Source organism: Caballeronia sp. DA-9, assembly GCF_051615025.1.
Taxonomy (GTDB): Bacteria; Pseudomonadota; Gammaproteobacteria; order Burkholderiales; family Burkholderiaceae; genus Caballeronia; species Caballeronia sordidicola.
On the sequence record NZ_CP195132.1, the window covers coordinates 188,813 to 215,401 of the forward strand.

General features: G+C 60.1%; 26 protein-coding genes and 3 pseudogenes. 14 read left to right on the forward strand and 15 right to left on the reverse strand.

Features of this window, described 5'->3' with window-relative positions:
• Nucleotides 1–8: 8 nt before the first annotated feature.
• Both ACRWA7_RS07125 and ACRWA7_RS07130 read right to left on the reverse strand, forming a co-directional pair.
• Nucleotides 9–470 (reverse strand): SET domain-containing protein, encoded by a 462-nt coding sequence (locus ACRWA7_RS07125; protein WP_438392055.1) that lies wholly within the window; start codon nucleotides 468–470, stop codon nucleotides 9–11.
• Between the two features lie 341 nt (nucleotides 471–811).
• Nucleotides 812–1,819 carry a CobW family GTP-binding protein gene (locus ACRWA7_RS07130; RefSeq protein ID WP_438392056.1) on the reverse strand — a complete coding sequence of 336 codons (1,008 nt, stop codon included), beginning with the start codon at nucleotides 1,817–1,819 and terminating at the stop codon, nucleotides 812–814.
• A 101-nt stretch (nucleotides 1,820–1,920) separates the two neighbouring features.
• On the opposite strand from ACRWA7_RS07130, the gene ACRWA7_RS07135 reads away from it, so the two are divergent.
• From ACRWA7_RS07135 to ACRWA7_RS07155, 5 genes are all read left to right on the forward strand, one after another.
• On the forward strand, nucleotides 1,921–2,910 hold the full coding sequence (locus ACRWA7_RS07135) for a metal ABC transporter solute-binding protein, Zn/Mn family (protein ID WP_438392057.1): 990 nt from the start codon (nucleotides 1,921–1,923) through the stop codon (nucleotides 2,908–2,910).
• Between the two features lie 22 nt (nucleotides 2,911–2,932).
• Nucleotides 2,933–3,736, forward strand: coding sequence for a metal ABC transporter ATP-binding protein (locus ACRWA7_RS07140; RefSeq protein WP_438392058.1), 804 nt, complete (start codon nucleotides 2,933–2,935; stop codon nucleotides 3,734–3,736).
• Between the two features lie 5 nt (nucleotides 3,737–3,741).
• Complete coding sequence (locus ACRWA7_RS07145; protein ID WP_438392059.1) at nucleotides 3,742–4,653, forward strand: metal ABC transporter permease; 912 nt, start codon at nucleotides 3,742–3,744, stop codon at nucleotides 4,651–4,653.
• Between the two features lie 2 nt (nucleotides 4,654–4,655).
• A complete protein-coding gene (locus tag ACRWA7_RS07150; RefSeq protein ID WP_438392060.1) occupies nucleotides 4,656–5,471 on the forward strand; it encodes a metal ABC transporter permease in 816 nt (271 codons plus the stop codon).
• Between the two features lie 131 nt (nucleotides 5,472–5,602).
• The gene (locus ACRWA7_RS07155) at nucleotides 5,603–6,091 is read left to right on the forward strand and encodes a Fur family transcriptional regulator (RefSeq protein WP_438392061.1); all 489 of its coding nucleotides are present in this window, start codon (nucleotides 5,603–5,605) and stop codon (nucleotides 6,089–6,091) included.
• A 12-nt stretch (nucleotides 6,092–6,103) separates the two neighbouring features.
• Here the strand turns inward: ACRWA7_RS07155 and ACRWA7_RS07160 are convergent, their stop codons facing one another.
• From ACRWA7_RS07160 to ACRWA7_RS07175, 4 genes are read right to left on the reverse strand one after another with little or no spacing between them, the layout of a single operon-like run.
• Nucleotides 6,104–6,832: an energy transducer TonB gene (locus tag ACRWA7_RS07160; RefSeq protein ID WP_438392062.1), complete on the reverse strand. Its 729-nt coding sequence runs from the start codon at nucleotides 6,830–6,832 to the stop codon at nucleotides 6,104–6,106.
• A 13-nt stretch (nucleotides 6,833–6,845) separates the two neighbouring features.
• On the reverse strand, nucleotides 6,846–7,250 hold the full coding sequence (locus ACRWA7_RS07165; RefSeq protein WP_438392063.1) for an ExbD/TolR family protein: 405 nt from the start codon (nucleotides 7,248–7,250) through the stop codon (nucleotides 6,846–6,848).
• The gene (locus ACRWA7_RS07170) at nucleotides 7,247–7,882 is read right to left on the reverse strand and encodes a MotA/TolQ/ExbB proton channel family protein (RefSeq protein WP_438392064.1); all 636 of its coding nucleotides are present in this window, start codon (nucleotides 7,880–7,882) and stop codon (nucleotides 7,247–7,249) included. Before ACRWA7_RS07170 ends, ACRWA7_RS07165 begins: the two co-directional genes overlap by 4 nt.
• 23 nt (nucleotides 7,883–7,905) lie before the next feature.
• On the reverse strand, nucleotides 7,906–10,257 hold the full coding sequence (locus ACRWA7_RS07175; protein ID WP_438392065.1) for a TonB-dependent receptor: 2,352 nt from the start codon (nucleotides 10,255–10,257) through the stop codon (nucleotides 7,906–7,908).
• Nucleotides 10,258–10,567: 310 nt separating this feature from the next.
• On the opposite strand from ACRWA7_RS07175, the gene ACRWA7_RS07180 reads away from it, so the two are divergent.
• Entirely contained in the window at nucleotides 10,568–11,386 is an 819-nt protein-coding gene (locus ACRWA7_RS07180; RefSeq protein ID WP_438392066.1) for a hypothetical protein, read from the forward strand.
• Nucleotides 11,387–11,707: 321 nt separating this feature from the next.
• Here ACRWA7_RS07180 and ACRWA7_RS07185 read toward each other — a convergent pair whose 3' ends face one another.
• The 3 genes and pseudogenes from ACRWA7_RS07185 to ACRWA7_RS07195 all read right to left on the reverse strand — a co-directional run bounded on the left by ACRWA7_RS07185 (nucleotide 11,708) and on the right by ACRWA7_RS07195 (nucleotide 13,809).
• A complete protein-coding gene (locus ACRWA7_RS07185; protein WP_438392067.1) occupies nucleotides 11,708–11,935 on the reverse strand; it encodes a GNAT family N-acetyltransferase in 228 nt (75 codons plus the stop codon).
• 580 nt (nucleotides 11,936–12,515) lie between these two features.
• A pseudogene (locus tag ACRWA7_RS07190) lies at nucleotides 12,516–12,692 on the reverse strand (helix-turn-helix domain-containing protein); the annotation flags it as partial.
• A gap of 118 nt (nucleotides 12,693–12,810) precedes the next feature.
• Nucleotides 12,811–13,809, reverse strand: a complete 999-nt coding sequence (locus ACRWA7_RS07195) for a LysR substrate-binding domain-containing protein (RefSeq protein WP_438392068.1) — start codon at nucleotides 13,807–13,809, stop codon at nucleotides 12,811–12,813.
• Nucleotides 13,810–13,966: 157 nt separating this feature from the next.
• Between ACRWA7_RS07195 and ACRWA7_RS07200 the strand changes: the two genes are divergently transcribed.
• The 5 genes from ACRWA7_RS07200 to ACRWA7_RS07220 all read left to right on the forward strand — a co-directional run bounded on the left by ACRWA7_RS07200 (nucleotide 13,967) and on the right by ACRWA7_RS07220 (nucleotide 18,857).
• Nucleotides 13,967–15,076, forward strand: a complete 1,110-nt coding sequence (locus ACRWA7_RS07200; protein WP_438392069.1) for a trans-sulfuration enzyme family protein — start codon at nucleotides 13,967–13,969, stop codon at nucleotides 15,074–15,076.
• A gap of 36 nt (nucleotides 15,077–15,112) precedes the next feature.
• The gene (locus ACRWA7_RS07205) at nucleotides 15,113–15,952 is read left to right on the forward strand and encodes an ABC transporter substrate-binding protein (RefSeq protein WP_438392070.1); all 840 of its coding nucleotides are present in this window, start codon (nucleotides 15,113–15,115) and stop codon (nucleotides 15,950–15,952) included.
• A 3-nt stretch (nucleotides 15,953–15,955) separates the two neighbouring features.
• On the forward strand, nucleotides 15,956–16,606 hold the full coding sequence (locus ACRWA7_RS07210) for an amino acid ABC transporter permease (RefSeq protein WP_438392071.1): 651 nt from the start codon (nucleotides 15,956–15,958) through the stop codon (nucleotides 16,604–16,606).
• Complete coding sequence (locus ACRWA7_RS07215; RefSeq protein WP_438392072.1) at nucleotides 16,603–17,373, forward strand: amino acid ABC transporter ATP-binding protein; 771 nt, start codon at nucleotides 16,603–16,605, stop codon at nucleotides 17,371–17,373. The genes ACRWA7_RS07210 and ACRWA7_RS07215 overlap by 4 nt, the downstream gene beginning before the upstream one ends.
• 320 nt (nucleotides 17,374–17,693) lie before the next feature.
• Complete coding sequence (locus ACRWA7_RS07220) at nucleotides 17,694–18,857, forward strand: porin (RefSeq protein ID WP_438392073.1); 1,164 nt, start codon at nucleotides 17,694–17,696, stop codon at nucleotides 18,855–18,857.
• Between the two features lie 365 nt (nucleotides 18,858–19,222).
• On the opposite strand, the pseudogene ACRWA7_RS07225 reads toward ACRWA7_RS07220, so the two are convergent.
• Nucleotides 19,223–19,558, reverse strand: a pseudogene (locus ACRWA7_RS07225) (IS630 family transposase); the annotation flags it as partial.
• Between the two features lie 166 nt (nucleotides 19,559–19,724).
• On the opposite strand from ACRWA7_RS07225, the gene ACRWA7_RS07230 reads away from it, so the two are divergent.
• On the forward strand, nucleotides 19,725–20,261 hold the full coding sequence (locus ACRWA7_RS07230; protein ID WP_438392074.1) for an MFS transporter: 537 nt from the start codon (nucleotides 19,725–19,727) through the stop codon (nucleotides 20,259–20,261).
• Nucleotides 20,262–20,903: 642 nt separating this feature from the next.
• On the opposite strand, the gene ACRWA7_RS07235 is transcribed toward ACRWA7_RS07230, so the two are convergent.
• The 5 genes from ACRWA7_RS07235 to ACRWA7_RS07255 form a co-directional block, all read right to left on the reverse strand.
• Nucleotides 20,904–21,230, reverse strand: coding sequence for a RidA family protein (locus ACRWA7_RS07235; RefSeq protein ID WP_438392075.1), 327 nt, complete (start codon nucleotides 21,228–21,230; stop codon nucleotides 20,904–20,906).
• A gap of 38 nt (nucleotides 21,231–21,268) precedes the next feature.
• The gene (locus ACRWA7_RS07240; RefSeq protein WP_438392076.1) at nucleotides 21,269–22,702 is read right to left on the reverse strand and encodes an FAD-dependent oxidoreductase; all 1,434 of its coding nucleotides are present in this window, start codon (nucleotides 22,700–22,702) and stop codon (nucleotides 21,269–21,271) included.
• Complete coding sequence (locus ACRWA7_RS07245) at nucleotides 22,699–22,992, reverse strand: (2Fe-2S)-binding protein (protein ID WP_438392077.1); 294 nt, start codon at nucleotides 22,990–22,992, stop codon at nucleotides 22,699–22,701. Before ACRWA7_RS07245 ends, ACRWA7_RS07240 begins: the two co-directional genes overlap by 4 nt.
• Nucleotides 22,985–24,085 carry an NAD(P)/FAD-dependent oxidoreductase gene (locus ACRWA7_RS07250; RefSeq protein WP_438392078.1) on the reverse strand — a complete coding sequence of 367 codons (1,101 nt, stop codon included), beginning with the start codon at nucleotides 24,083–24,085 and terminating at the stop codon, nucleotides 22,985–22,987. The genes ACRWA7_RS07245 and ACRWA7_RS07250 overlap by 8 nt, the downstream gene beginning before the upstream one ends.
• Before the next feature lie 87 nt (nucleotides 24,086–24,172).
• On the reverse strand, nucleotides 24,173–25,264 hold the full coding sequence (locus tag ACRWA7_RS07255) for a transporter substrate-binding domain-containing protein (RefSeq protein ID WP_438392079.1): 1,092 nt from the start codon (nucleotides 25,262–25,264) through the stop codon (nucleotides 24,173–24,175).
• Between the two features lie 134 nt (nucleotides 25,265–25,398).
• On the opposite strand from ACRWA7_RS07255, the gene ACRWA7_RS07260 reads away from it, so the two are divergent.
• The gene (locus ACRWA7_RS07260) at nucleotides 25,399–26,355 is read left to right on the forward strand and encodes a LysR substrate-binding domain-containing protein (RefSeq protein WP_438392080.1); all 957 of its coding nucleotides are present in this window, start codon (nucleotides 25,399–25,401) and stop codon (nucleotides 26,353–26,355) included.
• A 44-nt stretch (nucleotides 26,356–26,399) separates the two neighbouring features.
• Nucleotides 26,400–26,576: pseudogene (locus ACRWA7_RS07265) on the forward strand (transposase domain-containing protein); the annotation flags it as partial.
• Nucleotides 26,577–26,589: the final 13 nt, after the last annotated feature.

Consider the following 26,589-nt stretch of genomic DNA (forward strand, 5'->3'; position numbering starts at 1 on the left):
TTGGGGGTTCAGCCGGGAGCCAGCATGGTACGACGGCAGTTCCACGAGCGGCAGCGGCACAGATAATTGCGCCGGTCCTCATCGGTGACCGGATGATCGAGATGTAACTGGTAATCGAAGCTCAGTTCGTCACCCGCACGGATCAGGCGCTTTGCGTGAAGATACACGCGCAGGGTGCCGTCGCGGTCATGTTCTTCCACGGCTTCACAGTTCGGTGCGCAGCGATGATTGATCCAGCGCGCAGCATTGCCATCTGTGCCGCCATCGATGCAGTAACGACCGTCGCTGAGTGCGAACAGGAACGTGTGAAACGGCTCTTCGGGGTTGGGCGCATGCAGACGCCGCGCAGCCGCATGGGTGATGCGCCTGCCCCTGTATTCGAGGATGCGGGTACCACGAGGGATATCGGCAAGAGCGAACACCCCCTTGCCGTGGACGGCGCTTCGCCGGATCTGGATTCGACGGGGCATGACGTGAGTTGCCGGGGGGATAGTGAGCGGTGGCCGAGTATAGCGTGACGGCGATCCATTACTGCAACCACGTTGCGTTAAATCGCTGTCGGGCGGGCAGCGTTTCGCGTGACCATGGAAGGGGCTGCGGGGCGATGAGGCGACAGGTTGCGCGACAGGCAGTGTGCTGTTCGCCTGGACAGATGCGGGGCATGCCTGCCTGCCGCCCCGGACGATTTGCGGATCGGCATGGTCACGTCGCTCCCCGGCGGCGCATGGCCTCTTCTGGCCCATACGAAGGAACGCACGGACTTAAGGTCTGTGGGCAGGCAGGCGGCTGGCACGTCTGGCAGGAAGACCGGTCACACAGCGGGCCGTCCGATCTGCAGGCAACCGTCAAGCCCCGCCTTGAAGACGTTCGCAGGCAGCTGCTTGCCGATGAAGACGATTTTCGTTTCACGCGATTCGCCCTCGCGCCACGGGGCGCCCAGGTCCGCGCCGAAGATCATGTGGACGCCCTGGAAGACGAGGCGCCGGTCCAGTCCCGCGACATTCAGCACACCCTTGTAGCGCAGCATCGACGTGCCGTAAATCGAGACTATCGTGCTGAAGAAGGCTTCGAGCTTCTCCTGGTCGAGCGGCGTCGTGTTGCGGTAGACGAACGAGGTCACATCGTCATCGTGCGTGTGCGAGACGTCCTGCAGGAAATCCGGCTCGATTTCGACAATGGCATCGAGGTCGAAGCTGCGGGTGTCGAGCAGCTGGGTGAGGTCGGTCTTGCCGAAGTGGGACTCCCGGATGGGCGCACGCGGGTTCATCTGGCGCAGCCGCTGCATCAGCGCCTGAGTTTGCGCTTCGCCCGCGAGATCCGCCTTCGAGACGAGGATGCGATCAGCGAAACCGACCTGCTCCTGGGCTTCATGATGCTCGTCGAGCTGGTCGGCGCCGTGGCGGGCATCGACCACCGTCACGATGGCATCGAGCAGGTACCGCTGGTGCACAGCATCGTCGACGAAAAAAGTCTGGGCGACCGGTGCGGGATCTGCAAGACCGGTGGTCTCCACAATGACACGGTCAAATCCGAGTTCACCCGCATCGCGCCGGGTCGCCAGCGTCGAGAGGATTCGCACGAGGTCGCCGCGCACGGTACAGCAGATGCAGCCGTTGTTCATTTCGATGATCTGCTCGTTGCCGTCCTGGACCAGCAGTTCGTTGTCGATGCCGGCTTCGCCGAACTCGTTCTCGATGACGGCTATCCGGCCGCCATGGTGCTCCGTGAGGATGCGGTTCAGCAGGGTCGTTTTGCCGGCACCCAGGAAACCGGTGAGGATGGTGACGGGGATACGTGGCACTTCGGCAGCGACTTGCATGGCGGACTCCGGTCCGGGTGAGAGTAAAAAGTGTTTCGTCGGTGAGTAATGTTATATCATTTCATAAATTGGCCACTAACTACTGACGAATGGAAAAGAAGATGAAAGAAAACGATGTGATCGACGTGAAGACAACCCGGAGTCTTCCGTTGCGCGCCAGGGTGACAAGAGGCCGGGTACCGGCCATTTCGTGCGCGGTCATCGCTGCGGCTGTACTGCTGGGCAGTGCCACCGCGGCTTCGGCGGCCCCCGCTGTGATCAAGGCAGTCGGCGTGGAAAACGAGTACGCCGATGTCATTTCCCAGATCGGCGGACAGTACGTCGAGGTGACGGCGATCGAGACGGACCCGAATACCGATCCGCATACGTTCGAGGTCAACCCGAAGGTCGCCGGTCAAATTGCAGCGGCCGATCTCGTGATCAAGAACGGCATCGGATATGACGCATGGGCCGACAAGATTATCGCGGCCGCACCGAACAGCAAACGCAAGGTGATCGATGTGCAGCACCTGCTCGGTCTGCCCGACAGCACGCGAAATCCTCACCTGTGGTACGACCCGAAGACGATGCCCGCCGTGGCAGAGGAGATCGCGGCTGATCTGTCCGCGCTGAATCCCGCCCAGGCGAGCTACTTCCAGGCAAACGAGAAGAAGTTCGATGCATCGCTCAAGCCCTGGCTTGATGCGATCGCCGCATTCAAGGCCCACCATCCGGGCACGCCTCTCGCCGTGACGGAGCCCGTCGCCGACTACATGCTGGAGGCGGCGGGCGCAGACATCCAGACGCCATACAGCATGCAGGCGGCGATCATGAACGGCACCGACCCGTCGCCGCAGGACGTGACGAAGCAGAATGCCCTCTTCACGGACCACAAGGTGAAGGTGTTCGTCTACAACCAGCAGGTCACCGACGCGCTCACGCAATCGTTCCTTGCGCTGGCAAAGAAGAACGGTATCCCGGTCGTGGGCGTCTATGAGACCATGCCGACGCCGGGCTTCACGTACCAGTCGTGGATGCTGGAGGAAGTCAATGCGCTGGACAGGGCCGTGACCCGCAAGGTTTCGACCGAAGTGCTGCACGCAGGGAAGTAGCGCAATGTGTCACGGGAGTGAGGTGCTGGGCGTCGAGGGGGTAAGTGTCTCGTTCCCGGGGCATACCGTTCTGCATGATGTAGGTTTCACCGTGCAGGCGGGCCAGTTCTGCGGGCTGATCGGCTCGAACGGATCGGGCAAGACAACGCTGCTGCGTACGATCCTGGGATTCCAGAAGCCCGAGGCGGGCCGTATTCGCGTCAACGGAGCAAGGGGGGCGGCCTCCATCGGTTATGTGCCGCAGAAGATCCTGCTGGATCCGTACCTGCCCCTGCGGGCCCGCGATCTGGTCTCGCTCGGACTGGACGGGGGGCGTCTCGGCCTGCCATTTCCTTCGAGGAAGCGGTGGACGGCGGTCGACGCCATGCTCGAGGCAGTCGAGGCAGGGCCTTTCGCGGACCAGCGCATCGGTGACCTGTCGGGTGGCCAGCAGCAGCGGGTGCTCATTGCGCACGCACTGATCCGAAGGCCCAGCCTGCTGCTGCTCGACGAGCCGCTGGCGAATCTCGATGTGCGCAGCGTCGCCGGCATCGTCGCGCTGCTGCATCGGTTGTGCATCGAGCAGGGGATTGCCGTGCTGCTGTCGGCGCACGACATGAACCCGCTCTTGCCGGTGATGGACCGCATCGTGTATCTCGCCAACGGGCACGCCGCAAGCGGCTCGACGCAAGAGGTCGTGCGCAGCGAAGTGCTGGGCGGACTGTACGGCTACCACATCGATGTCATCCGCGTGCATGGTCGCGTGCTGGTCGTTGCTGCCGGCAGTCCGGAGGACAGCGGGCCGTTGCACGCGCACGACCCGGTGCACGTCGCCCGGGTGCCGTGATGATCATGAACATTTCAGTCCAGTCGATCGTCGGGCCGGGTTTCCTCACCAGTGAGCCGGTGCATACGGCGGTGGTGGTCGGAGGCGGTGCCGCGCTCGTGTCCGCCGTCATCGGCGTCTTTACGGTGATGCGTGGACAGTCCTTCGCCGGGCACGCACTGGCCGACGTGAGCAGCGCGGGGGGCGCGGCATCGTTCCTCCTCGGGATCAATCCGCTGCTGGGTTTTCTGGTCATGGCGGTGCTCGCGGCTGCCGGCATGGAAATGGTCCGCATCCGTCGTGCGCGCGAGCGCGATCTCGTGACCGGGGTCGTGCTCGGTGCGGGCCTGGGGCTCGCGGCGCTCTTCCTCTATTTCGACGTCACGTCGCACAGCACCACGGGCGCAGCCATCACGGTGATGTTCGGCTCAATGTTTGCGATTCCGGCCGCGATCGTCCCGGCCGCGCTGGCGGTCGGTGCCGGTTCGCTGGTTCTGGTTGCCGTGCTCTACCGCCCGCTGCTGCTCAGTTCATTCGACCCGGAGCTTGCTGCCGTTCAGGGCGTACGTGTTCGGCTCGTGGGGCTGCTGCATCTGCTCGCGCTGGCGCTCGCGGTTTCGCTCTGCGCCATCACGGTGGGCGCCATCCTGTCGACGGCGCTCCTGATCGGGCCGGCCGCGATCGCATTGCGCATCGCGAAACGGCCGGGGCGCGCAGTGCTGCTCGCCGCGCTGATAGGCGTGTTCGTAACCTGGACCGGGATTCTTCTTGCCTGGGACAGCTATTACTGGACACCCGGGCACGGTTGGCCGGTGAGTTTCTTTGTGGTCACGCTCATCTTTGCGCTGTATGTCGCAGCCGGCTGGTGGCCGCGAAGCCCGGTACGGGTCCGCGACGTTGCCGTTACGCTGGCGGCGCCCGGACGGGGGGAGGTCTGACGATGTTTGCGAGTTTCATGATCAACACCTGGCTCGTTGCGACGATCGTGGCCGTGGTCGCGGGCCTGGTGGGTTTCTTCGTGGTCGTCAGGGGCGCCGCGTTTGCGGCCCACGCGTTGCCGCTCGGCACGTTTCCTGGGGCGGCGGCAGCGAGCCTCCTGGGCGTCAATCCGCTTGCCGGCCTGGTCGTTGCCGCCGCCGCCGGAGTGATCGGAATCAGCTGGCTGGGTCGTCGCGGCCGCCTTGAGGTTGCGACCGCGTTGTGTCTCGTGATGCTGCTCGGTCTCGGCGCACTGTTTCTGAGCATGACGACACAATATTCGCAGGCGGTGTACGCGCTGCTCTTCGGCGAGGTGCTGGGCGTGAGCAACCGCGATCTCGTGTCGGTTGCGCTCATCAGTGCGACATGCGTGGTGTTCATCGCGCTGCTGTTTCGCCCGCTGCTGCTCGGGTCCGTGTCTGCCGAACTGCTCGAGGTGCAGCGGGTATCCAGTCGGCACATGGAATTCGCGTTTCTCGCCATCCTCGCACTCGCCACGGCCATGGCATTACCGGTGGTGGGCGCGCTGCTGGTCTTCAGCCTGATGGTTGGCCCAGCCTGCGCCGCCCGCTCGCTGAGCCGCCGGCCGGGGACGGCGGTGCTCCTCTCGGTTGTGCTATCGCTGCTGACCGTATGGGCCGCCATCGCGCTGTCGTATGTCTCGGACTGGCCCATCGGATTTTTTGTGGGCGCCATCGGGGCACTCCAGTACGGCCTTGGCTGGGCGTGGAGGCGAGCACGGGGACAACACCCGGCTGTCGGTGCTGCCGCCCGATAGCAGTATTGTCTACGTCCCCGAATGTGTCGTGCAGATTTCCGGCCCTGGATCGAGCGCGACAGTGCATGCGAAAACTGATGGGCGTCAGGACAGTCGTTCTCCATTGACTGAATGCGCGGATCGCCTGACCTATGCGACACGTGATTGAAGAGATTCACCGGCTGAAGGGAACGGGCACTGCCGGGGACGTGCAGACATGGCTTGCACTCGCCCGGGCGCGCTGCGAGCAGCGGGGAGTCCGGCTTACGCCGCTGCGCGCCGCGGTGCTGGGGGCGCTTCTTCTGCGGCAGGAGAAGTTTGTCACGGCGTACGAACTGGTGGACAGATTGCGCGAGCACAACCAGATCGTGCCGCCCATGACGGTCTACCGGGTTCTCGACTTTCTGATTGCACAGGGCCTGGTCCACCGACTCGATACCGTGAACGGCTATGCCCTCGTGCGTGACATTCCGGACAGCGGTCGGTATCTGATCGCGATCTGTACCCGGTGTGCAAAGGTCCGGCAGGTCGACACAACGATTCTCGGCGAGCAGCTCGACGAGGAGCTGGCCCGCGCCGGTTTCACATGCAATAGCAGCATCGTCGAGGTCCGGGCGATCTGCGATAGCTGCCGTTCATGACGCTTTGCCCGGTTACCCGACGTTGAAATGGACCCGGATGTCCTGTTCACTTTCGACTGGATGCCCGTCCTTCATGGCCGGAAAGAAACGCCAGTTTCGAAGCGTCTCCAGCAGCAGCTGGTTCAGTCGCGGGTTCTGCGTCGGTCTCACGAGCGCGACATCGACCGAGCCGTCCGGATGAATGGTAAAGCGGGCGAGAGCCACGGCCTGATAGGCGAACTCGCGCAGGTCATCGGGAAGCACCGGCAACGGCCGGAGGATCGGATGGGCGCTCGCGTTGCCGGACGCGCCGGAGCTCGCGCCAGTCGAAGGACCTGTCGACGACGATGAGGTGGCTGCCGTTTCCGCGGTACCGGGGCGGTTTTCCGTCGTGGCTGATGGCGCGGCGACAGGTGCGGGGGCCGGAGTTGCAGAACGAGCCGGTAACGGTGAAGGAGCCGGGGCCGGTTGGCGGACCATTGGGCGAACCACATGGGTGGGACGAGCCGCTGCGGCGACGTGGGACACAGATCGTGCCGCCGCAGGCGGAGCTGCAGGCGCTGGGCGCGCTGGCGGGGGAGGCGCAGGCGTGATTTCCACGAGGCGCGCGTCGAGGGTCAGCGGCCGGACGGGTTCCGGGCTTTCCGACAGCCCGTCCACGAAGCAGTCGATGAAGACGGACCACAGCGCGACTGCCAGGACGAACGCGATGATCGCCCGCGTGCCGCGCGCATCGAACAGTTTTAGCAGGCGCAGTCTCACGAAGCCCGCGAGGCTATGGGTTGTCACGCTGGAGCGCAATCAGGAAATGGCCCGCTCCACCCTGGCGGGCCTGCAGCATGGCCTGGACAACCAGCCCGTTCGGCGCGCCGGCGTCTGCCGCGACCACCACGTTGCCATCGGAGGGCAGCAGCCGTTTCACGGTACCCGCAACTTCACTGAGCTGCACGTTCTGACGGTTCACCTGGATCTGGCCGGAATGGCTGATGCCCAGTGTCAGCGGCTGCTGTTCGGCAAGCGGCTGCGCGGCACCCTGAGGCAGATCGATCCTGACGGCGTCGAGCCGCTGCATCGCGAGCGAGGCGAGCATGAAGGTGGCGAGCAGGAAAAACATCACGTCGATCATCGGAATGATCTCGATACGGCCGCGTTTCGATGCACGGGAGCGGCGCAGCTTCATGATGTTTCTGTCTGGCGTTCCTGCTCCAGCCTCAGGTCGCTCAGCCACGCACTGGCGCTCGCTTCGAGTTCATCCACCAGCCGGTCGATGCGGCGGGAAAAGTAGTTGAAGGCAAAGAGCGACACCAGCGCGATCACGAGACCGATGGCGGTGGCAACCAGCGCCTGCGCCACGCCGCCCGTCACACCGCCCGGGTTGACCAGACCGTTGTTTCCGATAAGACGGAACGCGTGCATCATACCGACGATCGTGCCGAGCAGGCCGAGAAGCGGCGCGGCCGTCACGATCGTCTCCAGCACCCACAGGCCCTTTGACATGTCTCGCTGGACCTCGAGCGCGAGCGCACCGGCTCTCGCCTCGATCCACCACGCGGGCTTTGCGGCGTTACGGATCAATGGATCGAACAGTCTGCGCAGCGCGTGCTGCGCGGGAAGGTGCCGGAACGCTGCGGTGTGACCGGGATCGCCGGGCACATTGCCGTCCGCGTCCGGGCGGGGGATGGCGGCAAACCGCCAGAACACCCAGGCGCGATCGAGGATGATGACAAGCGCGATTACGGCCAGCAGCGTCAGCGGATAGACGACCCAGCCGCCAACGCGTGCAGCCTGCACAATTCCCAGCCAGTCTTGCATGAAGGTATCCGGTTATTGTGGCGTCAGAAGTATTTGGTGACGCCAGCATAGAACGCGCGATACGGACCGTATTGCGGTGCGAACACGCCGATGCCGGAGCCGTCACGCAGTTCGTACGTCCTGCCGAAAGCATTCACCACCACGACACGCCCGTCGACCTTGCCAATCATCGGCAGGTTGAAATGCTGGATCACGGCGAGATTGAACTGCGCATAGAGCGGCAGCTTGCCCGTATTGGCGAAGCCCTCGCGCAGGCCGCTGCCGACCGTCCCGTCCATCGTGAAGGTGGTCTGGTGCCAGTTGTACGCCCCGCCAAAGGAGGCCGTCACGCGCTGGTCATGGTCGAGGAACACCCAGTGATCGGAAATGAAGGACAGTTCGTCCGCGCCGAAGTTGAACTGGGCGGAATTGACATTCTTGCCCTGCGCGCGGCTATAGGCGAGATTCAGGTAGGCCGAGACGTTGTCGTGCTTGTAATTGGCTGTGAATTCGATGCCCCAGACGCGACCGTACTGGTAGTTGAACGGCGTGTACTCGAGAGCCGCGCCGAACTGGCCCAAATCGAGCAGGTTGTGCGCCTTCTTGTAGTACGCGTCCAGCCCGAGGGTGAGATCGGAACCGACCTGCTGCGTCACACCCAGGTCGAAGTAGTCGTCACGCTCGGGCTGGACCGGATCGTTCTGCGTAACTTCGCTCTGGTTGGTCGTGCCGGCGAAGCGGCTGATCGTTGAGCTGGACACGAGCTCCATCGATGGCGGCGTGAAGTACCGGGCGTAGCCGGCGTGGAACGTGGTCGTGGGTGTGACCTTGAGCACCGCGCCGATGCGCGGACTCAGCTGGTTTGCCTGCACGTACTGGTCCATGCCGTCGTAACGCAGGCCATAGTTCACCGTCAACCGACTGTTGATCTTCCACTCATCCTGCAGGTAGGCGCTGTACAGGTAACCGGTCTTGCTGCTCGAGTCGGCGATATTGAAGGGCACATCTGACGTCTGGTTGCCGTCTTCGTCAGCCGGGAACACGGATACGTTGTCTCGGAACTGCGCATGCTCCTGCTGGAAGAACACACCGGCACGGATCGTGTGGTGGTCGTTCAGCCGGTAGGTGGTATCGGCCTGAAGGCCGTTAGCCGTGTCGTTATGGAAATCCTGGGAGGCAACACCGTTGAAGATCAGGTCGCCGATCGGGTCAGGATTGAACTGCGTGCGCGTGTAGCGTGTGAAGAGGGACACCTGGTAATCGAGCGCGCCACCGTTGGTTCCCTGCAGGGCGACGACCGCAAAGTTATTCAGTTCCGACTGGTTTTCGTTCAGGTTCGCCGAATTGAAATTCGGCACGCCAGCAAGCGAGAAGTTGGGCGTGAGGCCCGGCGTGTTCGGGATTTCGAACTGGTTGGCGGCCGTGCCGAACATCACACTCACGCGGGTGAGCGGGTTGATGATGTACGACATGTAGCCGAACGCATTGCCCTGACGCGTGCGATCGTGGATCGGGTCGGGCGACGATGTGGGCGCTTCGATGCCGAGATTGTTGGCACCCACCGAGCCGCTGAAGAAGTAGGTGAAATCGCCCTTGCTGCCGTAGACATCGGCGCTCGTTTGCAACGTTCCGCGCTGGCCGCCGTAGACGTCAATCGAGCCACCGTTGCCGAGGTCGCCGGACTTGGTTCGGATGTCGACAATGCCGGCGGTGCGGTAGCCATATTCGGCCGGCAGCGCGCCGGTCAGCAGGTTGACCTGATCGATGATGCGGGTGTCGAGCGACTGGCCGAAGCCGCTGATCGGCTCGGGAATCAGGATGCCGTTGATACGGTACTGCAGGTCTGCGTGGTCGCCGCGCACATGCAACTGGCCATATGAATCGTCCGCGACGCCAGGCGCCTGCAGCAGCACCTGGTTCAGCGGGGTGTTCTCGCCCTGCGGCATGGCCTGGATGTCGGCCTGAGTGATCCGGTAGATGCTGCTGCCCGTCTCAGGAAGTAGTCCGTTGCGTGCTTCGTCGAGCCGCTTCGCGTTGACCTGGACATCGAGCGTGGTGTCCTTTTGCAGGACAACGCTCACGCTGGCCGGTGTGGCCGACGCCGTGGTTGCGATCTGCGAGGTGGCGGCGAAACCCGGCGCCGTCACAGCGACCGCATAGGTGCCGGTTGCGATGTGCTGAAGCGCGAAGTGGCCGGTCGGGTCGGTCGTGGTCTGTCCCACCGTCGAGCCGCTGGCGTCCTTGAGCACGACGGCAGCATGAGCCACCGGCTTGCCGGCGGCATCGTTGACTGTTCCACCAAGCGTGGAGTCGGTGTCTGCGGCGCGAGCCTGCGCGGCGGCGGCGATGGCGAACGAAACGAGCGCCGCATGGGCGATGAATGTGCGGTGGTTCATGATCCCGGAGCAAGAGGTTTGTTTTTAAAGACGGTTCTTACAACGCAGATCCGTCCGCGGCGCATCCGGTGGTCGTTCCAGTTCCGCACGGATAGCGGGGGCAGCGGGCGGCTTGAAATGAAATGATATAACGTTACGTTTCAGATGTGACGCATTATTTCACCTGAAATCAGGGATGTCTATCGAAGCTATTTGTAAGCTTTGAATGGATGGGTGAAGACTGGTTGCCGGGGGGATGCCAACGATGTCGTCGGCCTGGGTCGTCTCCGTCGGGAGATGCAGTGGCCATTCGGGGGCACGTCGTTTCGGCATGCTCACGAATGCACAGCGTAGAGATCGTTACTCAAGGCCATTGCGTGAGGGAGCGTGCGCTTTAACGCCTGCCCGGTTCGAGAGGCAGAGGACACGGGATGCGCGAGATTCTGTAGTCGATAAAGTAAGATCGGCATTCGCCGGGAGAAAAACGCGCATGAAAAATCAAGAGCACAGCTATGAAGAGAATACCGGAGCGATGACCGGAAGTCTGGCCGATCAGCGGGCAACGTTTGTTCTGGATAATCTGGGCTTGCTAGTCGCCGAGGCCCTTGGGGCGACGCGATGCATCGTTTCCACTTCGACCGACGAGCAAATCGCCGAGGTATGCTCCGGCCATGTCGCGTCGTTCGGCGAAATCCATGCTTCGGGCAAGACGCCGATCATTGGATATTGCGAGTCGCGGGACAGGATGTTTTCCGTCCTTACGCTACGCGGCAAGTTCATCGGTTTTGTGCAGGTTTCAGGTCCGCAAGGCAGGCCACAGTTCAGTGAGCACGACCTGAACGTACTGCGGATTTTCAGCGTATTCATTGCGACGGCGATCGAGGCCGACCATCTGCAAAAGCTCAGTGTTTCGCCGTTCACCCAGATAGCCCTGGGACAGCCGTCCGACCAGACGATCGGCGACATCGTCACTCAATCGATAGGAAATCCCGGTCAGGTATCGAGGATTCTTGCGAAATCGTTCTATCGGGAGATGACGCGCGCGGGATTCGACTTCAGTCAGATCATCGGCGCGGCTACCGAGATCATCTCCGAGTTGACCAGCAATCTGCGCAAACATAGTGATCGACAAAAGAAACTCGGAGGGTGAAATCATGCGCGTCATCAGGCGGCGTTATCGGCGTGTAGTGCGTTCGAAAGCGCCCGCCTGGAACTCGTTCGACCGTGCCCCGATGCGCCGGGTTATCTTTTCGCCAGTTAAGCGCGCCCTGTTGGCATCCTGCCGTATCGCCTCGAGTCAGTCAGGCTCAGCCCGAAACTGGCTACTGGCGAAACCGGGCCCGCGACTGATCAGTAATTCCCTGTACGGGGGCGACTGGCACATCCGTTTGTCGCCTTGGCTGCTCAGCAACATTATCCCCTGCCGAAAGCCTGTGCCGTGGTCTCCAGCAGCGCTGATGTTCGGGTATCCTTAGTGCCCGATTTCTTTCGAGAGTCTCATTCCGTCGCGCAGAAAGCCGTGTTTCCTGTAAAAACGGTGTGCATCCGGAGGGCGATCGCGGCTCATCACTTCCAGCTTCACACAACCCGTAGTTGCGAACCAATATTCGGCCGCAACGGTCGAGGCACGTCCGAAATCGCTTCCCAGATGGCGCTCGTCGACGATCATGCTTGTGATGCGCCCCAGGTCCAGCCGCATGAAACAGCGGCAGGGAGGTTGCCAGTTGCGCCGCAGAATGTCCTCTTCCTGCGAACCAGTGTTAGTCGCCAACATTAACCGCAGAATCCGGATATGTCTTATTGACGGCGAGAGCGAAGCCGATGACGAAATGAGCCCTCGGTACCGCATTCCGCTGTACCCGAGTGCAGTCCGTCGCAACCGCATCGGCGGCGCGACGGCGCAGCCACTCGTCAGAACCTGGTACGAATACTGACGCGAACGTCCAATTGCGTGGATGCGTCGGAAACCGGCAGATAGCTGCTGGCGCTCGAGCCGATCTGCGCCTGCAGGGCGGCGCCGGTCGCGGTCTTTCCCATAGAGTCCTGGAACACGCCCAGCAGGTATCAACGCGTCGTGACTACTGATTGAAGGGCGCTACCACGGGCTGGAAAATCTGTTCGATGGAAGAGAAGGTGCGTTCAGGTTCGCTGGCCGGGTGCCTGCTGTTGGGCCGCCTACAGCAGTAAATCAGTGTATTTCTTTCACCCGTTCCGAACGTGCGTTTAGCGCGTACAGGGAAAGATGCATCACGAGACTCAGCCAGACGCTTACAAACGCGAAGCCGGTCGGACTCGCGTTTGACCACCCCGTAGCATTCGCACACCCTCTTCTCCAGCTCAGGTCGATCCAGCACCTCGATGTGGCCGGAACTGTAGCGGATCAATCCCGCATCCTGAAGCGGCGCCGCTGCTTCTGTCACACCGGATATGCGAATGCCCAGCATGTTGGCAATCAGTCCCTAATGGTGCGCGACAATTGGGAAGTCAGCGGAAGTTGCAGTTTTGGTGAGTCAATGCGCGCTCGTTGAATGTTAGTCGGTCGGGATGCCCACTAAAAGCGGATTGCCACTTGCACTATTCCTGGTCCGCCACGCGACCGCGTCGCGAGCGGGCCGCATGAGTCTTCTTTGGGCTCGTCGATGCCATATCCACTGCGTCGGACGAGGCCATCGCCTGCTCCAATGCTTTCTGATCACGTCCGAGTTGCAAACGCATGAACCGCAGAAAATGCTTGGCGTTTTCTGCGAGCGGCGTTCCGGGACGAAACACCAGGACGCCTGTAAACATCACCTCCACATCAATTCGCTTGATCACAAGCCCGCGTGCAACGAAGTCAAGCGCCACGATAGGGTGCGCGATGCCGACACCCACGCCCGCCAGCGCAAGTTCGCAGACAGTATGAGAATAGGGTGTCTCGACCAGCGGTTTGAGCGTTATGCCTAACGCGTCCAACTGCGTCTCTAGTCGCAAGCGCGTGCTGTCTTCCGGGTTGAGCGCAATAAAGGGCTTATCGACCAGATCTGTGGCTTTGATGCTTGATTGCTTCGCAAGCGGATGATTGGTGCTCATGACGGCGACGCCAGGAATCGTGATGAAGGCCGAATGCTCAAGGCCGGCCATGGACATTTCGTCGGACATGAGTCCAAAGTCGACTTGTCCTGCGGAAACCTTCTCGTGCACCTCACGTGAGCTCATCACCTGAAGCGATATCTGGACTTTGCGCGCGGCGGCATCAAACGCTGCAATGACTCTCGGAAAGAACCCGGTCCCCAGCGCGGGAAGCGATGCAATCGCCAGGCGCCCTAGTCCGTACGATCGAAGGCTGCGAATTCGATGCTCGATGACCTCGAACCCTAGAAAATAGCGGTCGACGTCGCGCATCAGTGCGACCGCCTCTTGAGTCGGGACAAGTCGGTTGCGTACGCGTTCAAACAGTTTGAAGTCGGCCATCGTCTCGAGTCGTCTAATCGATTGACTCACCGCCGGCTGTGAAATGCCGAGAAGGCCTGCCGCCTTGCTGGTACTCCCGGAAGTCATAACTGATCTGAAAACCTCAATATCCCGGATTCTCATAACCCTGCCTTATCGACCTAATTGTTTCTGATGTTGTCGTAATTCTACGCGTAAGTAGACTGCAGGCATCGAATCTGCATCCTGGAAACTTGAAGACAGACATATGGAACATACAAAGCAAGCGCAACAGCCCTTTCGCAGCCTGTCGCCCGCGGTCATGCGCGCGTCAACCGTGGTGTTCGATTCGCTCGCGGATTTCACGCGCCGCAAAGAACGCCAACCCGACGGTTTCAGTTACGGGATCACAGGGACGCCTACCGCGAGGCTACTTGAGCACCGAATCGCCGCACTTGAAGGCGGGACACACTGTGTGGTCACACCATCGGGGCAATCCGCTCTCATGACGGCGGTGATGGGTTTCATTCGTGGTGGAGACCATCTGCTCGTCTCGGCGGCATGCTACGGCGCCCTGAAGACGTTCGCTCAAAAGTGGCTAGCCGGTTTCAATGTGGAGGTCGAGATCTATCCTCCGGCAATCGGTGCTGACATCGAGGCGTATATAAAACCCAACACGAAGATGATTTGCATGGAATCGCCGGGCACCGTGACGATGGAGATGCCCGATATACCGGCGATCGTCAAAGTCGCGAAGCGCCATGGTGTCATGACCATGACGGACAACACCTGGGCAAGTCCCCTTGCGTTCCGACCACTCGAGCATGGCGTTGATCTGAGCATCGAAGCTGCGACCAAGTTGTTCGGTGGACACTCAGATCTTCTCCTGGGATCGATCAGCATGAACGACTTCAGCTATTACGAGATTCTTCGCGAAACGCAAAGCGTCCTGGGTCAGCAAACAAGTCCTGACGACTGCTTCCTGGTATTGCGTGGCCTGGAAACGTTGAAAGTGCGGTTTGATGCGCAAAGCGCGACTGCCCTCCAAATCGCCAGAAAACTCGAAGATCACCCGTCCGTAGAAAAAGTCCTCTTTCCCGCGCTCGAATCCGATACGGGCAACATGATCTGGAAGCGGGACTTCAAAGGCAACGGCTGTCTGTTTTCTCTGATCCTTCGTCCGTCCACAGACACCGCGTACATCGCGTTCTTCGACGCGCTAACGCACTTTGCCATCGGTGCGAGCTGGGGTGGCGTGCATAGCCTCGCTGCGTTCTACCCGGCGCCGCTGCAGGCGGATCGGCGTTTTCCGTTGACTGACCAGCCGATTATCAGGCTCTCGATTGGTCTCGAAGAGGGCGATCTGTTAATGAGTGACCTGCTTGGCGGTTTGGACGCATTCGACAAAGCGTCAGGCGCAACCAGCACCTGATCGCCGGCGACTCAAATTTACCGATAGAGGCTGATCGTGAAACACCACCATTTTCGAATCCAGTTTGCCGGCGCCACGCTATTGCTGATGCTTGCCGGTACAGTGTGCACGGCGTCTGTGGCACAGACTCCGGACCTTTTAGCCAAGGCCAGGGCCGCAGGCGTAATTCGTATCGCGAACACGCAGAGCAGCCCACCCTGGACCTTGCTCGACGATAAAAATCGACCCGCCGGATACGATATCGAGGTCGCCAAGGAGGTCGCGAAACGCATCGGTGTGCCCAAGGTTACGTTCGTAGCGGATTCGTTCAAAAGCTTTGTCGAGGGTTTGAAATCGGACAAGTACGACATAGTGATGAACGACCTCACGCCGACACCGGAACGCGCGAAACAAGTCGATTTCGCAGCGCCTTACGGTGTAGAAGACTTCCGGATCTTCGTGCGAACTGAAAACACGGACATCAAGGACCGCCCGGATTTGAAAGGCAAGCGGGTAGGCGTGACGACTGGCTCGACCAATGAATCGTGGGCGCGCTCCAACCTAAAGGATTCGGATATCCGGACTTATGACAACGGTGGCCTGGTCTTCAGTGATCTCGGGAACGGTCGTATTGACGCTGTGATCATCTCCCACTTTGGAGGGATGAAGTACGCGAACGTCAATCACTTACCCGTGAAAGAAGTGGGCGAGCCGCTGATCTATCAATTGTCTGCCCCCGCAATCGCGAAAAATCAACCTGCGTTACTTGCCGCCGTTAATAAAGCGATTGCCGACATGTCTGCCGACGGCACGCTCGAGCGGCTTGCCAAGCAGTGGGTCGGTGCCAACTACGACATGGTTGGAACAATCGCGAAAGCGAAAACGCAAAAGGAGTGAGATGTGCTTGAACTCTTCCTGCGCTCGCTGCCTCTGCTGAAAAGTGCGGTGCTCATGACGATTTGTTTGGGCCTGGGTTCGTTTATCCTTGGCTCGACGCTTGGATTGTTCGTGGCGCTCGCGCGCATCTCCAGCATCCCCGCTCTTCGGTGGCTCGCCTTCGCGTATGTCTCTGTTTTCCGGGGTACGCCTTTGCTTGTCCAGATCTTGCTGCTGTATTTTGGTCTGCCGCGGTACGGCGTAGTGCTCGATCCTGTGCCCGCCGCCTTGCTTGCATTGACGCTCTTCTCAGCAGCGTATCTCAGCGAGAATTTCCGTTCCGGTATTAACGCGGTCGATCGTGGTCAATGGGAAGCCGCGATGTCGATGGGAATGGGCTATTGGAAAGCCATGTCGAGAGTGATTTTGCCACAAGGATTGCGCATTGCGATCCCGTCGGTGGGTAGCCGAATGATTGCTTTGATCAAGGATACGTCGCTCGCTTCCACGATCACTGTCGTGGAATTGACGCGTGTGGCCGATCAGATTGGTGCCTCGACTTTCCGTTATATGGAAATGTTCTTGATGGTCGGCTCCATCTATTGGCTCATAAACCAGATTCTCACCATCATTCAGACAATCCTCGAGAATCGACTGTCGAGGCGCTTTCAGTGAATACTATACAACCTAACCGAATTGCCGTACGGGGACTCAAGAAGTCGTTTGGTGACAACGCCGTTCTGCGCGGCGTCGATTTTACCGTTCGATCCGGCGAGGTCGTGGTAATCATGGGCCCGTCTGGTTCCGGAAAGACCACCTTGCTGCGCTCGCTCAATTTTCTTGAGCTGCCAGATACTGGCACGATCGAGGTCTCTGGCGTTCAGGTTGTGCGTAATGGGGGAAAGCTCACGCGCGACGATCAGAAAAAGATCAGGGCCATTCGTCAGCGCACGGCCATGGTCTTCCAATCGTTTAACTTGTTTCCCCATCGAACGGCCCTTGAGAACGTGACCGAAGGCTTGACGAGCGTAAAGGGAATCGACAAAGCACGCGCGCAGCAGCGGGGCATGTCGTTGCTCGATCGGGTAGGTTTGGCTGCCAAGGCCAATGAATATCCGGGTCGGCTGTCCGGTGGGCAGAAGCAACGTGTTGCCATTGCGAGAGGCTTGGCCATGGAGCCGGAAGTCATCTTGTTCGACGAGCCGACTTCAGCCCTCGACCCGTCTCTACGCGAAGATGTCCTCGTTGTGATGCGAGAGTTGGCCAAGGAGGGTATGACGATGCTAGTCGTGACCCACGAAATTCGCTTCGCCCAAGATGTTGCTGACCGCGTGGTATTTATGGATGGCGGAGTAGTGGTCACCGATACGTATCCAGCGTCGTTCTTCAATAGTCCCGCAAGCCCGCGCGTTCGGGAATTCCTACATCTCATCGATGGCTAAGGTGAACTGAATATGAATTGCCGAGCTCGAGTTTTGGTCGATGCACAGCGGAGATTGAACGAAAGAGCTTAACGACAAGAGCTAGGCCTTTCGCAGTTTTGAGCGATTTAGAAGATGCACTCCAGTAGCGACAGACTGTCGTAATCTAGACAGCTGCTTACTCATTCCAAAACCATTTTGTTAGTTAGTTAGTTAGTATAACGATATAAATAAATATCGACAATTATTGTCGGGTCGACTGGTAAGAGTTGTCTGAGAAATTCAGCCGTTTTTTCAAGATTTACCATAACTAGCACTACGACTCCTGGAGAACCGAAACTATGAAGCGGAAAGTCACTTCAATGATGGCATTGGGATCGATGGCCGTTGCCGTCAATGCATATGCGCAAAGCACCGTCACTTTGTATGGGGTAATTGACGCAGGTATCGCCTATGTACACAACGTCGCGGCGAGTGGCGTCAATCAGAGTACGCTGGTCAAATTTTCTAGCGGCAACTTGTCTGGAGGACGATGGGGGTTTCGGGGAACGGAAGATCTAGGCGGCGGTTCCAGCGCAATATTCCAACTTGAAAATGGTTTTAACGCTGGTACGGGTGTACTTAACCAAGGGGGGCGCGAGTTCGGCCGAAAGGCGGTGGTAGGGCTGGTAAATAACAACTGGGGCACGGTCACACTCGGCCGACAATACGATCCTGTGCTGGATGTGGTTCAGCCACTAACGGGTGACTCTTATGGTGAGACCTTCGGGACACCCGGCGACGCGGACAACTACGACAATAGCGTGCGGATCAGCAACGCGGTCAAGTACGTCAGTCCCAACATGCATGGATTAGTCGTCGAAGCACTTTATGCCTTTGGCGGCACGGCAGGGAGCACGGGAGACGGACAAACTTACAGTGCGGGCGCGAGCTATTCGCAAGGGCCGTTGGCTTTGGCCGCCGGCTATTTTCATGCGAACGGCGGCCGTACGGCAAGCAACGGTGTGCGGATGTGGACCAGTTCCGCGGACTCTATTTTCAACTCGGTCGTGAACCAGGGTTATGGGTCGGCGAAATCGATTCAGATAGCCCGCGCGGGGGCCCTGTACACGATCGGGACGCTCTCGCTCGGCGCCTCATATAGCAACATTGAGTACGCTCGTGATGGTCTTTCGAATTTTGGCAAAAACGAGAAATTCAATAGCGGGGCGCTTTTCGTGAACTACCAAATCACGCCAGCAAGTCGCGCCGCAATGGGCTACAACTATACGAAGTCGGACGGCTCGGCATCAGCGAAATACAACCAGTTCAATTTGGGATACGCCTATTCGCTGTCAAAGCGTACGGACCTCTACGCACTCGCTGCCTACCAAAGAGCGAGTGGCACGACGCTAAGCACTGCCGGGAAGATCATTGCCGCCGACGCCTCCATCGGCGACTACGGTGCAAATTCGGGCTCGAATACCCAAGGCCTGGCAATTGTCGGCATTCGCCACAAGTTCTGATGCCGTGGCGGCAGTGCAGGATGATACGACTGCCGCCAGCGGACTACCGTAGTACAACATCCCGTAAATAGGTTTAATAATTATCTGGCTGCAAATAAGGCTCCAGGAGCGTAACGACGAGTTGAGCGATCTCATCGAGCGGGCGTGAGCCCGGCAGAGGTTCCCATCGCCCACTATGGCTGCGAAAGGCTGCACCGTAAAGATTGCGGCCGGGCTCGCTCAGACGAGCCACAACAATCGGATCCTGACCGTCCAGACGTTTGATCAGCAGGTGAGCTCCGTAGGCTTGCGTAACGATCTGATCATGGCCCAGCAGAGCGCGCAGTTGGCGCTGCAGTTCGCCTGCATGATGTTTCGCGGTTAAGGTACGCGTGCGCCACGCTCTCCATGAAGGTCACCAGATCGTCCTGCGTGCGCCGCTCGCGGCAGCTCCCCAGCACCTGTTCAGTATGAACATCGAGCACGGCAATCAACGCCTGGCCATGACGGATATATTCAAACTCACGACGACGCAGCCGTCGCGGCCCGGGCGCGCGTCCCGGATACTTGCGCTCGATGGCCTGAATGCCGGTTTTCTCGTCGATACTCAGCACTACCGCGTTTCTGGGTGCGCGGCGATACAGTTTGCAAATCACATTGACCTTCTCACGAAAGGCCGGATCCGGACTGTGCAGCCATTGTTGGACCCGGTGCGGGCGAATAGTGGAAGTGTGTGTCACGAACACAAGCGAGGAGCTTGTGATGCTGTACTGAAGATGGAAGTTGGCCTTCCGAAGCCGGCCTGCAGGGGCAGGCTTCAAACCGCCCCGTGCTGCTGCGTTCGAAAGGCGTGGTAGTGAGCGACCGTGGAAAAGTCAGCCGTTGAGGATGGCAGGTATCTATCTCGTAACAATCTACCTGCAGGAAGTGCTGCATTTGGGACCGTTCACGACCGGCCTGGTGTTCGGCGTTCCGGGACTCGCATCGGTCGTTGCGGGCATTCTCACCGGCCGGATCGTCGCTCGGCGCGGCGCGCGTCCCGTGCTGCTGGTGGCTTTGCTCGTCCAAGGTGGCTTTACCGCACCACTGATCCTGCTTGGCTCCGGCACGAACTCGATGTGGCTGTTGATACCGGCACTGTTTATAGGATTCTTCGGCCATATCACGGCTGTTGTGGCAGCCACCGTTGCCGCGACCACGGAAGTTCCGGAGGGCAGCAAAGGACTTGCCTCCGGCCTGCTGACAACGAGCCAGCGCGTTGCATCCACCATCGGCATCCCGGCCTTGGCCGCCGTGATGGCCGTTCGCGCCAATCTCCTGGGCGGAATTCATATTGCGCTAGCTGTAGATGTACTTCTCACGGTGATTGCAGTGGTTCTCATCGCTGTCGGCTTGAAACAACGCCGATCCGCTGCAACCGGATAATCGTGCGGAGGATATCCGCGCGTAAAGCGCAACCATCGCAGCTTTGCTCATCGTCCACCTCGCTAGAGAATCGCTCTCCTGGTCGTTGCGGACCGCGTCGCGGAAGTCTGGGCCGTTGCGCGTGCTTCGAAGGGATTGATCTACTCGTACGCTTTTTGCAACTGTTCCTGGGCGTAGCGGTTCGGCTCGAAGGCCAGACGTACGCGCCAGTTTTTACGTCCTCGGGTCATCGCTGCACCTTCCTCTCAGCGGGAGCGACCGTCTCAAGGACGAGATCCACCTAGGTCCTACCTGCCCTGTATTACACTCAAATACCGCCGCAACTCTGGACGCTCGATCCGTTCCTACAGCATCGTGCCTTGATACCGCTTTCAAAAGCAGCTTTCCAAGCTTCCATCAAGGAGCTAGACGCGGAGTCTGTAGCAGGTAGTGAGCTCCTTCATGGACCAACGCATTTCTTGCCGCTTTGAGAGACGACGATTCATCAACATATTTATGGCGGACTCTGCGGACGCCGACAACACCCGACGTCCTCCCAATCTGGCGCGCTAATAGCCGACAAGATCTTTTCTGTTGTGCTCGAGGGGTCGATGGCCAATGCGTTTGGACGTGCGTTCAAGATTACGCGTCTTAAAGCAAGGCTTAGTCCTTAGCAATAGCGATCACACTAAACTCGACCAGCAGTTCCGGCAAGCCGAGTATCGCCTGCACCGTACAACGCGCCGGCAGGTGATCGGGATCGACCCACCGCTGCCACGCCGTGTTCATTCGATCGAAATCATTCATGTCTTTCAGATAGATGGTCACAGACAGCAAATGTCGCTTATCGCTGTTCGCCTGCTCCAGCAGCACGTCGATCCGGCTGAACACCTCCAGGCACTGTTCTTCGATCGAGCGTGCCTGCGCTTGCCCCGACGACGTTTGTCCGGCCAGGAACAAGAGATTTCCAAAGCGCACTAGCTTGCTCATACGCGTATTGCCGGGCGTTCTGACTATCAACGCATCACTCATTTCGGGACCCATTCGGTTGGTTTCGCTGCGTTTTCATCGGGGATATAAGAGACCGCCAGATCCCCCAGGCTCACTGGCTTAATAGGCGGGCGGATGGTGTAGTAGCCCGTCTCGTTCATTCGCTGCCTGTTTTGCTCGGCGAGCAGTTCCGACACGGTCAGACCGCAGAGACGCCCCTGACATGGACCCATTCCGCAACGCGAAAATGATTTGGTTTGATTGGGGCCGACGCAACCGAGGCGGGCCATTTCACGAATTTGGCCGGCCGTTATCTCTTCGCAGCGGCAGACGATTGTCGTGTCTGTTGGACGCCGAAAGGGCGCAGCCGGGCGATAGAGCGCGTCGAGAAAAGGGCGCACGCGGCTGTGTCGATTACGCTGGCGGTCGAGCGGCGCCGCGTGCTCTGTCAAAGATTCGGTGCCCAGCGCTCCGAGGCGATGCGCGATGGCAAGCCCGACTCGCTCGCCGCTGATCCGTGCTCCGATCGCACCGCCGATACCGGCGCCGTCTCCGGCCGTGAAAATATTCGACACGGAGGTTTCGCCCCAGCTGTCAGCGCTCGGGCGCCAACATAGCTGCGCATCGTCCCAGTCGTGTGCGCAGCCGATCGAGCGCGTCAGTTGCACGTTAGGCACCACTCCTTGATGCAACAGAACGAGGCCGGCCGCGATCGTGGCCGAGTGTCCGCCTGACCGGTAGCGGATCCGCTCTGCGCGCACGTCGCCTTCGATGGCGAGTTCGTTGATATCGCGAATGTGGGCGACGCGCGCTTTCCCGATGGCGCGTAGCAGCTTCATGCCTTTCAACAGGTAGCCCGGGCTTCGCAATGCGGAGGGCAGATGCTTCAGCGCACGACGGTAATTGGCACCGGGCGTGGTTTCCAGTATTGCGGCGGGCGGCCGTCCAGCTCCAATCAGTTGCCAAGCGAACAGGTAGAGCAGTGGGCCGCTGCCTGCCAGCACCGTCGGCACGTTCGGCAGCAGGCCCGCGGTTTTGAAGAGTGTCTGAGCCCCGCCGACACCCATGACCCCGGGCAACGTCCACCCCGACACGGGAAAGGGGCGCTCGTACGCACCGTTGGCGATAACGAGGGCCCTAGTGCGTATCTGGCCGCTGGCCGTCGTCTCGTTTCGACGCGTAAAGCTGACTTCCAGCGAGTGGCTCACCTGCCATACCAGCGTGTCTGGCCAGTAGGTCACGGAGGACATGTCGAACTGCTTCACCAGCTCGGCGCCGTCGGTATAATCCGCACCGAGTCGCGCCGGGTCGGGCAGCGGCGAACGGCTGACGTTGCGATAGATCTGCCCGCCCGGCAAGGGATTTTCGTCCATCACCAGCACTTTCAGACCCAGGGCATCCGCGCGCAGCGCGCACGCCATGCCGGCGGGCCCGGCACCGATCACGACCAGGTCGACTGATTCGATCGTCATTGAATGTCCCTCGCACCGTTCATAAAGCTCACGCGCATGCCCTTCCTGACCTTGACCATGCAGGATTGTTGGTTGGGCTGATCGTCGATTTGGACGAGACAGTCGAAGCAGACGCCCATCATGCAGAACGGCGCTCGCGGCGCATTGCCAACCGGCGTTCGCAGGAAAGTGTGAACGCCAGCAAACAGCAGCGCGGCGGCCACCGTCAGCGAATCCGGTACGTCGACGGACTTGCCGTCGATCTCGATCCGTATCAGCGTCAGTGCGCTCCCTTCCAGGAGGCTAAACATGGAATCGCTTTGCATGGAAATAATCGAGAATAGGGGGAAGCTGGCCGCCCAGTAGCCATGGCACCAGCAGTTCGCAGTGAGCGGCGGCGAGCGTGACGCCGCTGTGGCAGGTCGTGAGGAACGCGCCGGGACACGCGTGCGATTCGTCGTAGATCGGCATGCTGTCCGGCGTCATCACGCGCAGCGCGCCCCATGCCCGCACCACGTTCACACTGTGCAGAAGAGGGAACGGCTTGATGGCTTTACGAGCGATGTGTGCAACGATATCCGCGGTCACGCCGGCGTCCAGGCCCACGTCCTCCGCGGATTCCCCGAGCAGCACCGAACCCTCGGCAGTCTGCCGCACCGACAGAGTAGGATAGTGAAGAAACGGGCGGACGCGCTCGGTCACGAGGATCTGGCCACGCAGCGGAACAATAGGGGCGTCAAGGCTGACCATCGGCGCGAGATCGCGATTACCGAGGCCGGCGCATAGTACGAGCTTTGCGCTGCAGAACGTTCCCAATGCCGTGTCGAGACGGAAGCCGTCGCCGCGCCGTTCAATCGTGCTGACGGCTGCTTTCGGCACGTAGTCGCCGCCGGCCTTCGCGAATGCGGTGAACAGAGCGCGAAGCGTGTAAAGCGGGCTGACATGGCCGTCGTTTTCGGAATAGACCGCGCCGACCACGTCGTCGCCGATGTCGGGTACCATCCCTCTCAGCCGGCCACCATCCAGCACGTCGTACGTGAGCCGGGCGTCCTGGCGATACAGGTAATCGACGTTCTCAACGCTTGCCGCGAGCGAGTCCTCGGTCAGGGCAATGTTCAATCCGCCCGGTCGTGAATAGCCGAGTTTTAGGCCCGACGCGTCTTCCAGCTCTTCGGCGAACGTGGGCCACAGTCGCGACGACTCAAACGACCAGCGTCCGTAATCCGGCTCCTTTCGGCCCTTGCCCGAGACCCAGACCAGACCGAAGTTGCCACGGGCGGCGCGAAAGCTTGCATCTTCGCCGTCCAGTACTGCGACGGTCTGGCCGCGCTTCGCCAACCCATATGCGATCGCCATACCGACCAGTCCGCCGCCGACGATGGCGAAATCATAGGTGTTCTTCATTCATGGCTTCCATGGTTGCCTAGAGACGGCCGACGGTAAATACGCTATATCCGGCATGACTATTCCGTGCGCGTTGGCTGTCATGCGTCAGTGCGGCGTCAGATCGGTTTTCATGTACAGCAGAGAAAGTCGCGACAGCGTGCCGTCTGCCTTAACTGACGCAATTGCCTTGTCGAACGCGTCGCGCAACGCGGTGTCGGACTTTCGCAGCCCCATGCCGACGCCTTCGCCCCAGATCTTCCCGCCAATGACGGGCCCGATCAGCGAAAGATCATTGTCTGCGTTGTTCAGCAGATAGACGGTGTTCTCGACCGACGCATCGATCCGCCCGCTCTCCAGATCGAGATCGCGTTCCTTGGAACTACGGTATTCGCGGATGTCGGCGATGTCCGCGAAGTTCGTGCGGACGAACGGCACGTAAGTGGTGGCTGCCTGCACGCCGATCACCTTGCCCTTGAGCGCATTGCGCAGCGCGGCGAGCGCGGTTTTCGCGTCGGCATCGGAATCGATGGTCGTAAGTCCGCTTCTTAGGTTGCCGAAGTCGGCGGTGCGCCCTTTGGCAGTCACGAAACTCGACGTGACGGTGGCATAGGGAATACTGAAATCGATCGCTTGTTTGCGCGCCGTCGTGATCGCCATGCCGTCCATGATGACGTCGAATTTGCCGGTGTTCAGTGCCGGAATCATGCTGTCCCAGTCGGCGGCGATCTGCTTGCAACTGAGATGGGCTCGTTCGCACAGTACCTTGGCCAGCGCCGGTTCGAATCCGCCGAGCGTGCCGTCAGGGTTCGAGGAATTCCAGGGCGTATAGCTGCCCTCGAACGCAATCACGACATCTTTCGCTTCGGCAAGCTGAACAGTGGCCAGCGCGCAGAGGCTACCGATCAGACACACCGCGCGTTTCAATATCCTGTTGTTCATCATTTCCGGTTCCGTGAATCTCGGCCTGGGGTGGCAGGCTGACGCCAGACGCTGCGTCGTGCAGCGGTGAATCATTGTCGGATCGGCCGGTAGTAGACTCAATTGCCACAAAATTCGCCGGTCATTCCAAAAAGGTATGAACCGTTGCGGCAAGGCCCTTCGCCTGGTGAGTCTGTGGGTCCGGCTCTCGCCAAGAGTTGCGGATCTGCGCAACGACAGATGCAGAAAAAACGCGGAATCGGAGTGGAAATTCTGCATGCACGGGGCGTACGCCCCGTTGCATTATTTCAAAAGGTTATGATTGGATCATCCGACGCTGTGGGGCGGCAGGCGCCCGCGATGGCCACGCTGGACTGGCGAGCATGCAAGCCACGGACTTTAAGGAGTGTTATGTGAGCGATTTTACGTTGCGCGAGCTGGAGGTTTTCGCCGCAATCATGCAGCACGGCACAGTCACAAAAGCCGCGGATTTTCTCGATATCGCTCAGCCCGGCGTCAGCAAACTGCTTGCTCGCCTAGAGGCCAAGGTGGGCTACAGCCTATTCAGCCGACAGCGGCAACGCCTGATTCCGACGGCCGAAGCGGTATCGCTCCACGCCGAGGTGGAGCGCTCGTTCATCTCGACGAGAGAAATCATGCGACTGGCACGAGATCTCGGCGATCTTCGGGCTGGCCGCCTGAAAATCGGCATTCTCCCCGCGTTGGGAAGCGGCTTAATGACGGCCATCATCCACAGGTTTCAGGTCGACCATCCGGGCGTCCGGATCACGGTCAATATCCGCTCCACCCAGACCCTCGTGGAGTGGGCCGGGCGCAATCAACTCGATCTCGCGATCGGTGTGACGACCAGCATCGAGCATCCAGCGGTCGTCCGGCGCACGCTGCCGGACGTGCCGGTGGTCTGCGTGGTGCCGGAGGGCCACGCGTTGGCGGATGTCGAGGCGGTCACGCTACAGCATCTGGAAAAGGCGACCTTAATCTCGTTGCTCGCATCCGACCCGCTCGTGCAGCAGATCGAGCGGCACGCAGCGCTGGCGAATCTTAGAATCCCGGTCGCAATCGAGACGAATCTGGCCGCAACTGCTATCGCTTTCTGTCAGGCCGGGGCGGGCGTCACCGTCGTGGACTATCTTTCCGCCAGCGCGACGGCGGCGAAAGGTGTGGTCATAAAAAAATTTGAACCGATGCTGTCAATCAACTACAGCATCTATCGGCAAAAAGGGAGCAAGGCATCCGCGTTGACGGATGCCCTGATCGAACGGGTTGTCGACGAACTGACCCGGGAGATTGCAAAGTTCGAAGTCGTCACCGGCGCGCGGCCAGCGCTCAGAACCGTTAAGACAAAGTGACTAGCGCCGTCGACGGTGGGCTTGGCATCAACGTATGATCGAAGTGGCTGTTCGCTGGTTCTCCACGCGGTGCCCGTGCGGCCGCAACGATGTACTCACTCATCGGAACGGCTCGCCTTAATGGTATCGAGCCCTACGCGTCGTGGCTTGAGCGAACGCTTGAGCAACTGCGGTCATATCCCGCCAATCGCGTGCACGAGCTCTTGCCGCTCGCCCGTTAAAAACACCTCAACA

Coding starts and splice junctions, on each gene's coding strand:
- ACRWA7_RS07125 (WP_438392055.1), bottom strand. CDS start 470: ATGCCCCGTCGAATCCAGATCCGGCGAAGCGCCGTCCACGGCAAGGGG.
- ACRWA7_RS07130 (WP_438392056.1), bottom strand. CDS start 1,819: ATGCAAGTCGCTGCCGAAGTGCCACGTATCCCCGTCACCATCCTCACC.
- ACRWA7_RS07135 (WP_438392057.1), top strand. CDS start 1,921: ATGAAAGAAAACGATGTGATCGACGTGAAGACAACCCGGAGTCTTCCG.
- ACRWA7_RS07145 (WP_438392059.1), top strand. CDS start 3,742: ATGAACATTTCAGTCCAGTCGATCGTCGGGCCGGGTTTCCTCACCAGT.
- ACRWA7_RS07150 (WP_438392060.1), top strand. CDS start 4,656: ATGTTTGCGAGTTTCATGATCAACACCTGGCTCGTTGCGACGATCGTG.
- ACRWA7_RS07155 (WP_438392061.1), top strand. CDS start 5,603: ATGCGACACGTGATTGAAGAGATTCACCGGCTGAAGGGAACGGGCACT.
- ACRWA7_RS07165 (WP_438392063.1), bottom strand. CDS start 7,250: ATGAAGCTGCGCCGCTCCCGTGCATCGAAACGCGGCCGTATCGAGATC.
- ACRWA7_RS07170 (WP_438392064.1), bottom strand. CDS start 7,882: ATGCAAGACTGGCTGGGAATTGTGCAGGCTGCACGCGTTGGCGGCTGG.
- ACRWA7_RS07175 (WP_438392065.1), bottom strand. CDS start 10,257: ATGAACCACCGCACATTCATCGCCCATGCGGCGCTCGTTTCGTTCGCC.
- ACRWA7_RS07180 (WP_438392066.1), top strand. CDS start 10,568: ATGCTCACGAATGCACAGCGTAGAGATCGTTACTCAAGGCCATTGCGT.
- ACRWA7_RS07185 (WP_438392067.1), bottom strand. CDS start 11,935: ATGCGGCTGGACCTGGGGCGCATCACAAGCATGATCGTCGACGAGCGC.
- ACRWA7_RS07195 (WP_438392068.1), bottom strand. CDS start 13,809: ATGAGAATCCGGGATATTGAGGTTTTCAGATCAGTTATGACTTCCGGG.
- ACRWA7_RS07200 (WP_438392069.1), top strand. CDS start 13,967: ATGCGCGCGTCAACCGTGGTGTTCGATTCGCTCGCGGATTTCACGCGC.
- ACRWA7_RS07220 (WP_438392073.1), top strand. CDS start 17,694: ATGAAGCGGAAAGTCACTTCAATGATGGCATTGGGATCGATGGCCGTT.
- ACRWA7_RS07230 (WP_438392074.1), top strand. CDS start 19,725: ATGGCAGGTATCTATCTCGTAACAATCTACCTGCAGGAAGTGCTGCAT.
- ACRWA7_RS07235 (WP_438392075.1), bottom strand. CDS start 21,230: ATGAGCAAGCTAGTGCGCTTTGGAAATCTCTTGTTCCTGGCCGGACAA.
- ACRWA7_RS07240 (WP_438392076.1), bottom strand. CDS start 22,702: ATGACGATCGAATCAGTCGACCTGGTCGTGATCGGTGCCGGGCCCGCC.
- ACRWA7_RS07245 (WP_438392077.1), bottom strand. CDS start 22,992: ATGTTTAGCCTCCTGGAAGGGAGCGCACTGACGCTGATACGGATCGAG.
- ACRWA7_RS07250 (WP_438392078.1), bottom strand. CDS start 24,085: ATGAAGAACACCTATGATTTCGCCATCGTCGGCGGCGGACTGGTCGGT.
- ACRWA7_RS07255 (WP_438392079.1), bottom strand. CDS start 25,264: ATGCAGAATTTCCACTCCGATTCCGCGTTTTTTCTGCATCTGTCGTTG.